At 53.7% G+C, this 13,634-nt stretch carries 13 protein-coding genes; 10 read left to right on the forward strand and 3 right to left on the reverse strand.

Going from position 1 to position 13,634, the window contains the following annotated elements:
* Positions 1-47: 47 nt before the first annotated feature.
* The 9 genes from murC to mutT all read left to right on the forward strand — a co-directional run bounded on the left by murC (position 48) and on the right by mutT (position 10,770).
* On the forward strand, positions 48-1,523 hold the full coding sequence (gene murC / locus F8561_RS23590; protein ID WP_151888034.1) for a UDP-N-acetylmuramate--L-alanine ligase: 1,476 nt from the start codon (positions 48-50) through the stop codon (positions 1,521-1,523).
* Entirely contained in the window at positions 1,516-2,436 is a 921-nt protein-coding gene (locus F8561_RS23595; RefSeq protein WP_020882578.1) for a D-alanine--D-alanine ligase, read from the forward strand. Before murC ends, F8561_RS23595 begins: the two co-directional genes overlap by 8 nt.
* Position 2,437: 1 nt before the next feature.
* Positions 2,438-3,280 (forward strand): cell division protein FtsQ, encoded by an 843-nt coding sequence (ftsQ, locus tag F8561_RS23600; RefSeq protein ID WP_014168632.1) that lies wholly within the window; start codon positions 2,438-2,440, stop codon positions 3,278-3,280.
* Entirely contained in the window at positions 3,277-4,533 is a 1,257-nt protein-coding gene (ftsA, locus tag F8561_RS23605) for a cell division protein FtsA (protein WP_006173845.1), read from the forward strand. Before ftsQ ends, ftsA begins: the two co-directional genes overlap by 4 nt.
* 63 nt (positions 4,534-4,596) lie before the next feature.
* Positions 4,597-5,748, forward strand: coding sequence for a cell division protein FtsZ (gene ftsZ, locus F8561_RS23610; protein ID WP_008501978.1), 1,152 nt, complete (start codon positions 4,597-4,599; stop codon positions 5,746-5,748).
* A 101-nt stretch (positions 5,749-5,849) separates the two neighbouring features.
* Positions 5,850-6,767, forward strand: a complete 918-nt coding sequence (gene lpxC / locus F8561_RS23615; protein WP_014168633.1) for a UDP-3-O-acyl-N-acetylglucosamine deacetylase — start codon at positions 5,850-5,852, stop codon at positions 6,765-6,767.
* Positions 6,768-7,050: 283 nt separating this feature from the next.
* Positions 7,051-7,554 (forward strand): secA translation cis-regulator SecM, encoded by a 504-nt coding sequence (gene secM, locus F8561_RS23620; RefSeq protein WP_192938276.1) that lies wholly within the window; start codon positions 7,051-7,053, stop codon positions 7,552-7,554.
* A gap of 60 nt (positions 7,555-7,614) precedes the next feature.
* Entirely contained in the window at positions 7,615-10,320 is a 2,706-nt protein-coding gene (gene secA / locus F8561_RS23625; RefSeq protein ID WP_014168636.1) for a preprotein translocase subunit SecA, read from the forward strand.
* Between the two features lie 57 nt (positions 10,321-10,377).
* The gene (gene mutT / locus F8561_RS23630; protein WP_014168637.1) at positions 10,378-10,770 is read left to right on the forward strand and encodes an 8-oxo-dGTP diphosphatase MutT; all 393 of its coding nucleotides are present in this window, start codon (positions 10,378-10,380) and stop codon (positions 10,768-10,770) included.
* A gap of 1 nt (position 10,771) precedes the next feature.
* Here mutT and yacG read toward each other — a convergent pair whose 3' ends face one another.
* Genes yacG through coaE form a run of 3 tightly spaced genes read right to left on the reverse strand, consistent with a single transcriptional unit; the run spans position 10,772 to position 12,339 of the window.
* Positions 10,772-10,966: a DNA gyrase inhibitor YacG gene (gene yacG / locus F8561_RS23635; protein WP_020882580.1), complete on the reverse strand. Its 195-nt coding sequence runs from the start codon at positions 10,964-10,966 to the stop codon at positions 10,772-10,774.
* A gap of 9 nt (positions 10,967-10,975) precedes the next feature.
* Positions 10,976-11,719 (reverse strand): cell division protein ZapD, encoded by a 744-nt coding sequence (zapD, locus tag F8561_RS23640; protein ID WP_014168639.1) that lies wholly within the window; start codon positions 11,717-11,719, stop codon positions 10,976-10,978.
* Positions 11,719-12,339: a dephospho-CoA kinase gene (coaE, locus tag F8561_RS23645; protein WP_044858277.1), complete on the reverse strand. Its 621-nt coding sequence runs from the start codon at positions 12,337-12,339 to the stop codon at positions 11,719-11,721. Before coaE ends, zapD begins: the two co-directional genes overlap by 1 nt.
* A 228-nt stretch (positions 12,340-12,567) precedes the next feature.
* Here coaE and F8561_RS23650 point away from each other — a divergent pair, with 228 nt between their 5' ends.
* Entirely contained in the window at positions 12,568-13,611 is a 1,044-nt protein-coding gene (locus tag F8561_RS23650) for a GMP reductase (protein ID WP_014168641.1), read from the forward strand.
* Positions 13,612-13,634: the final 23 nt, after the last annotated feature.

Here is a 13,634-nt window from a genome sequence, read left to right on the forward strand (position 1 = left end):
CGTGTTGCGCTGCACGAATTTTTTAAGTAGTCGATGGCGTTTAGAGAATGAATACACAACAACTGGCAAAACTGCGTTCTATCGTGCCCGAGATGCGTCGCGTCCGGCACATTCACTTTGTTGGCATCGGTGGTGCTGGCATGGGCGGTATTGCCGAAGTGTTAGCTAACGAAGGCTATCAGATCAGCGGGTCTGACCTGGCGCCAAACCCTGTTACGCAGCAGCTGGCGTCGCTTGGGGCGACTATCTATTTCAATCATCGCCCGGAAAACGTGCGCGATGCGAGTGTGGTGGTCGTGTCGAGCGCCATCTCCTCTGATAACCCGGAAATCGTGGCCGCGCACGAAGCGCGTATTCCGGTGATCCGCCGTGCGGAAATGCTGGCGGAGTTGATGCGTTTTCGTCATGGCATTGCGATTGCCGGAACCCACGGCAAAACCACCACCACGGCGATGGTCTCCAGCATTTATGCAGAAGCGGGCCTCGATCCGACGTTCGTCAATGGTGGTCTGGTAAAAGCGGCAGGCGTGCATGCGCGTCTCGGACACAGCCGTTATTTAATTGCCGAAGCGGATGAGAGCGATGCGTCGTTCCTGCATCTGCAGCCGATGGTCGCCATCGTCACCAATATCGAAGCCGACCATATGGATACTTACCAGGGTGACTTCGAGAACTTAAAGCAGACCTTTATTAATTTCCTGCACAACCTGCCGTTCTATGGACGCGCGGTAATGTGTGTAGACGATCCTGTGATTCGCGAGCTGTTGCCGCGCGTCGGACGTCAAATCACGACTTACGGCTTCAGCGAAGACGCTGATGTCCGCGTGGAAGATTACAAACAGCTGGGTGCGCAGGGGCATTTCACCCTGGCGCGTCAGGACAAAGAACTGCTGCATGTCACCCTGAATGCACCAGGGCGTCACAACGCCCTGAATGCCGCAGCGGCAGTGGCCGTGGCGACAGAAGAAGGCATTGATGACGAAGCCATTCTTCGTGCACTGGAAAGCTTCCAGGGAACCGGGCGTCGCTTCGACTTCCTCGGTGAATACCCGCTGGAGGCGGTGAACGGTAAACCCGGTACTGCCATGCTGGTTGATGACTACGGTCACCACCCGACGGAAGTGGACGCAACGATCAAAGCCGCGCGTGCAGGCTGGCCAGAAAAAAAACTGGTCATGATCTTCCAGCCGCACCGTTTCACGCGTACCCGTGACCTGTATGACGATTTCGCCAGCGTCCTGTCACAGGTGGATACGCTCCTGATGCTGGATGTTTATGCAGCGGGCGAAACTCCTATTCCTGGTGCAGACAGCCGTTCTTTATGTCGTACCATCCGCGGACGCGGTAAAGTAGACCCTATTTTGGTTTCCGATCCTGCCCAGGTGGCTGAAATTCTGGCCCCGGTGCTGACCGGCAACGATCTAATTCTGATTCAGGGCGCGGGAAATATCGGCAAAATCGCCCGTACCTTAGCTGAAATCAAACTGAAGCCGCAAACTCAGGAGGATGAGCATCATGGCTGATAAGATTGCTGTCCTGTCTGGCGGCACATCCGCCGAGCGCGAGGTTTCCCTGAATTCAGGTGCCGCTGTACTGGCGGGCCTGCGTGAAGGGGGTGTGGATGCGCACCTGGTCGATCCGAAAGAGACTGACGTAACCCAGTTAAAGGCGATGGGCTTCGATAAAGTCTTTATCGCGTTACATGGCCGTGGTGGCGAAGACGGCACCCTTCAGGGGCTGCTGGAACTCACCGGCATGCCGTACACCGGCAGCGGTGTGATGGCCTCCGCCATTTCTATGGATAAACTGCGCAGTAAACTGCTGTGGCAGGGCGCGGGTTTACCCGTTGCCCCCTGGGTTGCCCTGACGCGTCGCGAATTTGAAATGGGCCTCTCCGATAGCGTTAATGCACGCATTGCTGAGCTGGGCTTACCGGTTATTGTAAAGCCCAGCCGCGAAGGGTCGAGCGTTGGCATGTCCAAAGTTGAGAAAGCTGAGGATTTATCTTCCGCTTTAGCCCTGGCATTTCAACATGATGAAGAAGTTCTGATTGAAAAATGGCTCAGCGGGCCGGAATTTACCGTCGCGATGCTTGGCGAAGAAATTTTACCGTCAATTCGTATCCAACCGGCCGGAACCTTCTATGATTATGAGGCGAAGTATCTCTCTGATGAGACGCAATATTTCTGCCCAAGTGGTCTTGAAGCTGAGCGTGAAACCGATTTACAGTCCCTGGTGGTTAAAGCCTGGCATGTTCTGGGTTGCCGTGGATGGGGCCGCATCGACGTGATGCTCGACAGTGATGGACAATTTTATCTGCTGGAAGCAAATACTTCTCCGGGAATGACCAGCCACAGCCTTGTGCCGATGGCAGCGCGTCAGGCGGGGATGAGCTTCTCGCAATTAGTCGTACGTATTCTGGACCAGGCGGGCTGATATGTCTCAGGCTGCATTGAACACGCGCAACCGCGATGACGAAGAAGAATACTCTTCTTCACGCCGGAGTAATGGAACGCGTCTTGCAGGTATTATTTTCCTGCTCGGGGTGCTGTGCACCGTGTTTATCAGCGGCTGGATGGTTCTGGGCTGGATGGAAGATGCGCAACGGTTGCCGCTTTCGAAGCTGGTGGTCACCGGTGAGCGTCATTACACCCGTAACGATGACATTCGCCAGACCATTCTGGCGCTGGGATCGCCTGGCACCTTTATGACGCAGGACGTCAATATTATCCAGAGTCAGATTGAACGTCTGCCATGGATAAAACAGGCGAGTGTCAGAAAGCAATGGCCTGATGAATTGAAGATTCATCTGGTTGAATATGTGCCCATTGCGCGTTGGAATGATCAGCACATGGTTGACGTAGACGGAAATTCCTTCAGCGTCCCGGCCGATCGTGTCAACAAGCAAAATTTACCGATGTTGTATGGCCCGGAAGGTAGCGAAAACGAAGTGTTACAAGGTTTTCGTGAAATGGGGCAGGTGCTGGCGAAGGACAGGTTTACGCTAAAAGATGCTGCAATGACGGCGCGCCGCTCCTGGCAACTGACGTTAACGAATGGCATTAAGCTCAACCTGGGTCGCGGGGACACAATGAAACGTCTGGCGCGATTTGTAGAACTTTACCCGGTTTTACAGCAGCAGGCACAGACTGACGGCAAACGGATAAGCTACGTTGATTTGCGCTATGACTCAGGCGCAGCAGTCGGTTGGGAACCGGCTCCGGTCGAGGAACCTAATCAGCAACAGAATCAGGCACAGGTACAGGCAGAACAACAATGATCAAGGCGACGGACAGAAAACTGGTAGTTGGACTGGAGATTGGCACCGCGAAGGTTGCCGCTTTAGTAGGGGAAGTTCTGCCCGACGGTATGGTCAATATCATTGGCGTGGGCAGTTGCCCGTCCCGTGGTATGGATAAAGGTGGGGTTAACGATCTTGAGTCGGTGGTGAAGTGCGTACAGCGCGCCATCGATCAGGCTGAATTGATGGCAGATTGCCAGATTTCCTCTGTTTATCTGGCGCTTTCGGGTAAGCACATTAGCTGCCAGAACGAAATCGGCATGGTGCCGATTTCCGAAGAAGAAGTGACGCAGGAAGACGTTGAAAACGTTGTGCATACGGCGAAATCCGTGCGCGTTCGCGATGAGCATCGCGTGCTGCACGTGATCCCGCAGGAGTATGCGATTGACTACCAGGAAGGGATCAAAAACCCGGTCGGTCTCTCCGGCGTACGTATGCAGGCAAAAGTGCACTTGATCACATGTCACAACGATATGGCGAAGAACATTGTAAAAGCCGTTGAACGTTGTGGCCTGAAAGTTGACCAACTCATTTTCGCCGGCCTTGCAGCGAGCTATTCCGTGCTGACCGAAGATGAACGTGAACTGGGTGTCTGTGTGGTCGATATTGGTGGTGGTACAATGGACATGGCCGTGTATACCGGCGGTGCGCTGCGCCACACCAAAGTGATCCCGTATGCCGGGAACGTTGTGACCAGCGATATTGCTTACGCTTTTGGTACGCCCCCGAGTGATGCAGAAGCGATTAAAGTACGCCACGGCTGTGCGCTGGGGTCTATCGTTGGCAAAGATGAGAGCGTTGAAGTGCCGAGCGTGGGCGGACGTCCACCGCGCAGCCTGCAGCGCCAGACGTTGGCAGAGGTCATTGAGCCGCGTTATACCGAGCTGCTTAACCTGGTCAACGAAGAGATTTTGCAGTTACAGGAACAGCTTCGCCAGCAGGGCGTGAAACATCATCTTGCAGCGGGGATTGTATTAACCGGCGGGGCAGCGCAAATTGAAGGTCTTGCGGCCTGCGCTCAGCGCGTGTTCCATACGCAAGTGCGTATCGGTGCTCCGCTGAATATCACCGGTTTAACGGATTATGCTCAGGAGCCGTACTATTCAACGGCCGTGGGCCTGCTCCACTACGGGAAAGAATCTCATCTCAGTGGTGAAGCAGAAGTGGAAAAACGCGTCTCAGTTGGGTCGTGGGTCAAACGACTGAACAACTGGTTGCGAAAAGAGTTTTAATTTTTTTAAGAGACCGGAGAGAATTAGCGGTCTCGGGCGACAGGCACAACGGAGAGAGAAATTATGTTTGAACCTATGGAACTGACCAACGACGCGGTGATTAAAGTCATCGGCGTCGGTGGCGGCGGCGGTAACGCCGTAGAGCATATGGTGCGTGAACGCATTGAAGGTGTTGAGTTCTTTGCAGTTAACACCGATGCACAGGCACTGCGTAAGACGGCTGTAGGCCAGACTATCCAGATCGGCGGTGGCATCACCAAAGGGCTGGGCGCTGGGGCTAACCCGGAAGTCGGTCGTAATGCGGCTGAAGAAGATCGTGAGGCCCTGCGCGCTGCACTGGAAGGTGCGGACATGGTCTTTATCGCAGCGGGTATGGGTGGCGGTACGGGTACCGGCGCAGCACCTGTTGTGGCTGAAGTAGCGAAAGATTTAGGTATCCTGACCGTTGCTGTTGTGACCAAGCCTTTCAACTTTGAAGGCAAGAAGCGTATGGCTTTCGCGGAGCAGGGTATCACTGAACTGTCCAAGCACGTGGACTCGTTGATTACCATCCCGAACGACAAACTGTTGAAAGTTCTGGGTCGCGGTATCTCTCTTCTGGACGCTTTTGGCGCAGCCAACGACGTGCTGAAAGGCGCGGTGCAGGGTATCGCTGAACTGATTACCCGTCCGGGTCTGATGAACGTTGACTTTGCAGACGTTCGTACCGTGATGTCCGAAATGGGCTACGCGATGATGGGCTCTGGCGTGGCAAGCGGTGAAGACCGTGCAGAAGAAGCGGCTGAAATGGCTATCTCTTCTCCACTGCTGGAAGATATCGACCTGTCTGGTGCGCGCGGCGTGCTGGTCAACATTACCGCTGGCTTCGACCTGCGTCTGGATGAGTTTGAAACCGTGGGTAACACTATCCGTGCGTTCGCCTCTGACAACGCTACCGTGGTAATCGGTACTTCCCTTGACCCGGAAATGAACGACGAGCTGCGTGTTACTGTTGTTGCTACCGGTATCGGTATGGACAAGCGTCCTGAGATCACCCTGGTGACCAACAAACAGACTCAGCAGCCGGTTATGGATCGTTACCAGCAGCACGGTATGTCTCCTCTGACTCAGGAGCAGAAACCGGCCGCGAAAGTGGTTAACGACCCCACTCCGCAAACGGCGAAAGAGCCAGATTATCTGGATATCCCGGCGTTCCTGCGCAAGCAAGCTGACTAAGAATTGGCTGGAATTTGGGGATTTTCGCTCTTTGTGCTAAACTGGCCCACCGTCAGTGATATACACTTTCGGTTGGATAGTTAATTTGGCGAGATTATACGATGATCAAACAAAGGACACTTAAACGTATCGTTCAGGCGACTGGTGTCGGTTTACATACCGGCAAGAAAGTCACACTGACGTTACGCCCTGCGCCGGCCAATACCGGGGTCATCTATCGTCGCACCGACTTGAATCCACCGGTAGACTTTCCGGCCGATGCCAAATCTGTGCGTGATACTATGCTCTGTACTTGTCTGGTGAACGAGCATGACGTGCGGATTTCTACCGTAGAGCACCTGAACGCCGCCCTGGCGGGTCTGGGTATCGACAACATTATGGTTGAAGTCGATGCGCCAGAAATCCCGATCATGGATGGTAGTGCTGCTCCGTTCGTCTATCTGTTGCTGGATGCCGGCATCGAAGAACTGAACTGCGCGAAAAAATTTGTTCGTATCAAAGAGACCGTTCGCGTCGAAGATGGCGACAAATGGGCTGAATTCAAACCGTACAATGGTTTCTCGTTGGACTTTACCATCGATTTTAACCATCCGGCGATTGATGCCAGCACCCAACGCTATGCGATGAACTTCTCTGCTGATGCGTTTATGCGCCAGATCAGCCGTGCCCGTACGTTTGGCTTCATGCGTGATATCGAATATCTGCAGTCCCGTGGTCTGTGCCTGGGCGGCAGCTTCGATTGTGCCATCGTTGTTGACGATTATCGCGTACTGAACGAAGACGGTCTGCGTTTTGAAGATGAATTCGTTCGTCACAAAATGCTGGATGCTATCGGCGACCTGTTTATGTGTGGTCACAACATCATTGGTGCATTTACCGCGTTTAAATCCGGTCATGCACTGAACAACAAACTGTTGCAGGCAGTCCTGGCAAAACAGGAAGCCTGGGAATATGTGACCTTTGAAGACGAAGCTGAGCTGCCGCTGGCCTTCAAAGCACCAAACACGGTACTGGCGTAACGGTTAAAGCCGTTTCGTAAAAAATCGACTGGTTAACCTGGTACTCTCTCCGACCAGGGAGACCAGTCGTTTTTATTTTTACCCCTCTTCATTTATTTGCCCCAGCGTCACTTCTCGTTTGCCCGGTGCAGAAAATCTGTGCGTTAGCTGCATTCTTGACCGTTTTTCCCCGCAGCAATACGTCATTCCTGCTGCTGTGTATTGGCTTTAGTGGTAATATCTGGGCGCTTAAAAGAATAATTGAATTCAGCCTTTTGAAGGCTGGCTTAATGTGGTGGAGCAATTGAGCGGAATACTGACGCGCTGGCGACAATTTGGCAGACGTTACTTCTGGCCGCATCTCTTATTAGGGATGGTCGCGGCGAGTTTCGGCTTGCCTGCGCTCAGCAACAGTGCGGAAGCGGCGACGCCGACGAAGACCTCCACAACCAAACACGATCTCAACACGCGGGTTAATTTTACTAACCTGGCGTGGCTTGAAGCCAATCGCCGCCCGAATTTCTCGGTGGATTACTGGCACCAGCATGCGATCCGTACCGTTATTCGCCATCTGTCATTTGCGATGGCTCCGCAGGCACTGCCTGTTGCTGAAGAGACGCTGCCGGTACAGGCGCAGCATCTTGCTCTGCTGGACACGCTTAACGCGCTGCTTACGCAGGACAGTCAACCACCCGTCATGGTGCGTCAGACCACGCAAATCGCGCACGTTCCTCCTGCGACCTCCTCCGTTTCGACATGGATTAGCCAGGCTCACGGCATCCGCGCCGGGCCTCAACGCCTCAGCTAAATTAACCTTTTTTCAATACCTTAATTTATCTGCCCAACCTGGGGCGTTTGAGAATTTATTATGCTAATCAAATTGTTAACAAAAGTTTTTGGTAGTCGTAACGATCGTACCCTGCGCCGTATGCGCAAAGCTGTTACCGTCATCAATGGCATGGAGCCGGCGATGGAGAAGCTCTCTGATGACGAGCTGAAAGCGAAAACCGTTGAATTCCGCGCGCGTCTTGAAAAAGGCGAAACGCTGGAAAGCCTGATCCCGGAAGCCTTCGCCGTTGTGCGTGAGGCCAGTAAACGTGTGTTTGGCATGCGTCACTTCGACGTTCAACTGCTGGGTGGTATGGTGCTTAACGAGCGCTGCATCGCGGAAATGCGTACCGGTGAAGGTAAAACCCTGACCGCAACGCTGCCCGCCTACCTGAACGCACTGACCGGTAAAGGCGTTCACGTCGTTACCGTCAACGACTATCTGGCACAGCGTGATGCCGAAAACAACCGTCCCCTGTTCGAATTCCTGGGCATGACCGTTGGCATCAACATGTCCGGTCTGCCGGCACCCGCCAAACGTGAAGCCTATAACGCGGATATCACCTACGGTACCAACAACGAATACGGCTTCGACTACCTGCGTGACAACATGGCGTTTAGCCCTGAAGAGCGCGTGCAGCGTAAATTGCACTATGCGCTGGTGGATGAGGTGGACTCCATCCTGATCGATGAAGCGCGTACCCCGCTGATCATCTCCGGCCCGGCCGAAGACAGCTCCGAGATGTACCGTAAAGTCGATAAAATCATTCCGCACCTGCTGCGTCAGGAGAAAGAAGATTCCGACACCTTCCAGGGTGAAGGCCACTTCTCTGTCGATGAAAAAGCGCGCCAGGTGAACCTGACCGAACGCGGTCTGGTGAAAATTGAAGAGCTGCTGGTGGCTGAAGGCATCATGGAAGAGGGCGAGTCTCTGTACTCGCCGACGAACATTATGCTGATGCACCACGTCACTGCCGCGCTGCGTGCCCATGCGCTGTTCACCCGCGATGTCGACTACATCGTGAAAGACGGTGAAGTTATCATCGTTGATGAGCACACCGGCCGTACCATGCAGGGACGTCGCTGGTCTGACGGTCTGCACCAGGCCGTTGAGGCCAAAGAAGGCGTTGATATTCAAAATGAAAACCAGACGCTGGCCTCTATTACCTTCCAGAACTACTTCCGTTTGTACGAGAAGCTGGCGGGGATGACCGGTACTGCAGATACCGAAGCATTTGAATTCAGCTCCATCTACAAACTGGATACCGTGGTCGTTCCAACCAACCGTCCAATGATCCGTAAGGATATGCCGGACCTGGTGTACATGACCGAAGCGGAAAAAATTCAGGCAATCATTGAAGATATTCGCGATCGTACCGCTAATGGCCAGCCGGTGCTGGTGGGGACAATCTCCATCGAGAAATCCGAAGTGGTTTCCAATGAGTTGACGAAAGCGGGCATCAAACACAACGTTCTGAACGCCAAATTCCACGCCAAAGAGGCCGATATCGTTGCGCAGGCGGGTTACCCGGCAGCGGTAACAATCGCCACCAACATGGCGGGTCGTGGTACCGACATTATGCTGGGTGGTAGCTGGCAGGCAGAGATTGCCGAGCTGGAAAACCCAACGCCGGAGCAGATTGCTCAGATTAAAGCGGACTGGCAGGTACGCCATGACGCGGTGCTGGCATCCGGTGGTTTGCATATCATTGGTACCGAACGTCACGAATCTCGTCGTATCGATAACCAGCTGCGCGGCCGTGCGGGTCGTCAGGGTGATGCCGGTTCTTCCCGCTTCTACCTGTCTATGGAAGATGCGCTGATGCGTATTTTCGCCTCCGACCGTGTTTCCGGCATGATGCGTAAACTGGGTATGAAACCTGGCGAAGCCATTGAACACCCGTGGGTCACCAAAGCGATTGCTAACGCCCAGCGTAAAGTGGAAAGCCGCAACTTCGATATTCGTAAGCAGCTGCTGGAATATGATGATGTGGCCAACGACCAGCGTCGTGCCATCTATACCCAGCGTAACGAGCTGCTGGACGTGTCCGACGTGAGCGACACCATCAACAGCATTCGCGAAGACGTATTCAAAGCGACTATCGACGCGCATATTCCACCGCAGTCTCTGGAAGAAATGTGGGATATCGAAGGTCTGCAGGAACGCCTGAAAAACGACTTCGACCTCGAACTGCCAATCAAAGAGTGGCTGGACAAAGAGCCTGAGCTGCACGAAGAGACCCTGCGTGAACGTATTTTCGAAACCGCGCTGGACGTATACAAGCGTAAGGAAGAAGTCGTTGGCGCTGAGATGATGCGTCACTTCGAAAAAGGCGTGATGCTGCAAACGCTGGACTCCCTGTGGAAAGAGCACCTGGCGGCGATGGACTACCTGCGTCAGGGTATTCACCTGCGTGGTTACGCGCAGAAAGATCCGAAGCAGGAGTACAAGCGTGAATCCTTCGCCATGTTTGCGTCCATGCTGGAGTCACTAAAGTATGAAGTGATCAGCACCCTGAGCAAAGTTCAGGTACGCATGCCGGAAGAAGTGGAAGCAATGGAGCAACAGCGCCGTGAAGAAGCTGAGCGTCTGGCACAGATGCAACAGCTGAGCCACCAGACTGACGAGAGCGAAGCTGCGGCAGCGATCGCGGCCCAGACTGGCGATCGTAAAGTTGGCCGCAACGATCCGTGCCCGTGTGGTTCCGGTAAAAAATACAAGGCGTGCCACGGTCGTCTGAGCTAAATTCATAACAAAACAAAAAGGCGCAGAAATCTGCGCCTTTTTTATGGAAGTGACAATATGAAAATACTGCAAATTGCCGTCGGGATTATTCGCAACCCGCAAAACCAGTTCTTTATCACCCAGCGCGCCGCCGACGCCCATATGGCGAACAAATGGGAGTTTCCGGGCGGGAAAATCGAGTCAGGCGAAACGCCGGAACAGGCGCTGATCCGTGAGCTTCAGGAAGAAGTGGGGATCACCCCGCTTGGCGCAACGCTGTTTGACAAGCTCGAATACCAGTTTCCCGATCGTCACATTACACTTTGGTTCTGGCTGGTGGAAAACTGGGAGGGGGATCCCTGGGGCAAAGAGGGGCAACCGGGTAACTGGGTTGAACTGCAGGCAAGCGATGCCGACAAATTCCCGCCGGCAAATGAGCCTGTGATTACCCGGTTAGTGCAGGGCGTTTAATTTACTGCTGTTCTTCACTCCAGTCATCGCTGTCCGAAAGAGTGCCTTCACTCGGAATGCGTTTCTCTTCCGCCGCCCATTCGCCCAGGTCAATTAACTGACAGCGTTTACAGCAGAATGGGCGGTATGGGCTCACTTCGCCCCAGACAACACTTTTGCCACAGGTTGGGCAATTTACGATGGTTACGTCAGACATTGGCACTCCTTAACAACAGGCCAGTTCAAAATCGAGGCGTTCCGGCACGGTGCCATTTTCACTGTCCAGCGGCATAAAGCGAATCGCAAAACGGCTCTTATGCCCGGAAATTTGCGGGTAAAGCTGCACGTCGAGCGAAAGGTTCAGTCGCAGTAGATCGGCATCGTCCCCGTTATCCTGGTAAAAACCGTTCAGGCTGGTCTGCTTGCGGAACGGCGCAGAGTTACGGATAAGATCGAGGATCAGCGATAACGTCCGGTGCATCGGCTCCAGGCTTTCCAGCCAGATATTCACCTGCGCATCACGCTGCGTTTGCGGCATGTGCAGCCACATATGAAGCGTCGGCAGGTCAAAGCTGCAGCATCCACCGGGAATACTCAGGCGCTGGCGTACCAGGGCAATCAAGCGATCTTCACGCAAAAACTGGCCAACGCGAGGGGCAGCCATTAACGTGCTGCTACTGCTTTTTAACTGCTGACGCAGGGAATCGATACGGCTTTGATCAACACCCGGGACTTCCGCCCATGCCTGCAGTTTACGCTGCTGACGCTCAAGTTCTTTCAGTAATTCGGTGCGAACATCTCCACGCTCAATCACATCCAGCAGGTCGCCCACATTGCGGAAGAAGTGCAACGCAGTGGCGTGATCGTTGACAGGCAGATGTTGCGAGAGTTGTTGAATAAGAAATTCGATACGCAGCCAGGTACGCATTTTTTCGTTAAGCGGATGCTCAAAAAGGATGTGAGTCGACATTATGGTTTTTCCTGTGCAACGGCCTGCGCGGCGAAGGTCAAATACTGCGCGTGCAGACGGGCAACATCCGATGCAATGGCATCTGGTGCGCCGTTATTATCAATAACATCATCCGCAACGGCCAGGCGCTGATCGCGCGTGGCCTGAGCGGCAAGAATTTGTTCGGCATGTTCGCGCGAGACGCGATCGCGCGTCATGGTTCGCTGGATTTGCGTTTCGGGAAGGACATCAATGACCAGAACCCGATCGGCTTTATTCTGCAGCTGATTTTCTACCAGCAACGGAACTACCCACAGCACATACGGTGAGCGGGCGGCGGCAATCTGACGCTGGGTTTCCTGGTGGATAATGGGGTGGAGCAGGGCATTAAGCCAGACCTTTTCCGCAGAATCGGAAAAAATGCATTCGCGAAGCTGCCGGCGATTTAGCGTCCCGTCTGCATTGATGATGGCCGGACCAAAATGTTCTTCAATAGCCTTTAACGCGGGTGTATTCGGTTCTACCACCTGACGGGCAATGATATCGGCATCGATAATCGCGATACCCAGGCGAGCGAAAGCGTCCGCAACGGTACTTTTGCCACTACCGATGCCGCCGGTTAATGCGACGGTATACCCCATTAAATCAAATCCTGGGAATTATTCATTATTAAAATCAGTTGGTTGAAATTCAAACGTGTGCCAGCCAATGTTTAGCTCTCTTTACCGGCTTTTTACCAGGTAAATTTATAGGATTGTAGCGTAAAAAAAGAGAATTTCGCAGTCTTGCGGAGCAGGTATTAGTGCGTATGATAACGTCACTGGAGTTGTGCTTTTAACATATTTGCCTCTAACCCCAGGAATCCGCACATGCGTATCGAAGAAGATCTGAAGTTAGGTTTCAAAGACGTTCTTATCCGCCCTAAACGCTCTACACTGAAAAGTCGCTCAGACGTTGAACTCGAACGTCAATTCACCTTTAAACATTCCGGTCAGACCTGGTCTGGCGTGCCGATCATCGCTGCCAATATGGATACCGTGGGAACCTTCGAGATGGCAACCGCGCTGGCACAGTTCGACATCCTCACGGCAGTTCACAAACACTACAGCCCTGAAGAGTGGAACGCCTTTGTGGCATCCGCTTCTGCTGAGGTCGTGAAGCATGTGATGGTCTCTACCGGAACCTCAGATGCCGATTTCGAAAAGACCAAACAAATCCTCAAGAGTAACCCCGCGCTGAACTTCGTCTGTATTGATGTAGCGAATGGTTATTCCGAACACTTCGTGCAGTTCGTGAGCAAGGCGCGTGAAGCCTGGCCGAACAAAACCATCATTGCGGGTAACGTAGTGACCGGCGAGATGTGTGAGGAGCTGATCCTCTCTGGCGCAGATATCGTCAAAGTGGGCATTGGCCCGGGTTCTGTGTGCACCACGCGTGTGAAAACCGGTGTCGGTTATCCGCAGCTTTCTGCGGTTATTGAATGTGCCGATGCTGCGCACGGCCTGGGCGGCCAAATCATCAGTGACGGTGGTTGTACTACCCCGGGTGATGTCGCGAAAGCTTTCGGCGGCGGCGCAGACTTCGTGATGCTTGGCGGTATGCTGGCAGGTCACGAAGAGAGTGGCGGTACCGTGGTGGAAGAGAACGGTGAGAAATTTATGCTGTTCTACGGTATGAGCTCTGAATCGGCGATGACCCGTCACGTGGGTGGCGTTGCAAAATACCGTGCGGCAGAAGGCAAAACCGTGAAGCTGCCGCTGCGCGGCCCGGTTGAGAATACCGCACGTGACATTCTTGGTGGCCTGCGTTCGGCCTGCACCTATGTGGGGGCATCCCGCCTGAAAGAGTTGACGAAACGCACGACCTTTATTCGCGTTCAGGAACAGGAAAACCGCGTTTTCAACAGCCTGTAATCGCGTAAGCTGGCGCACATCCG

Source organism: Enterobacter sp. 198 (genome assembly GCF_009025585.1).
In the GTDB taxonomy this organism is placed as follows: domain Bacteria; phylum Pseudomonadota; class Gammaproteobacteria; order Enterobacterales; family Enterobacteriaceae; genus Enterobacter; species Enterobacter ludwigii.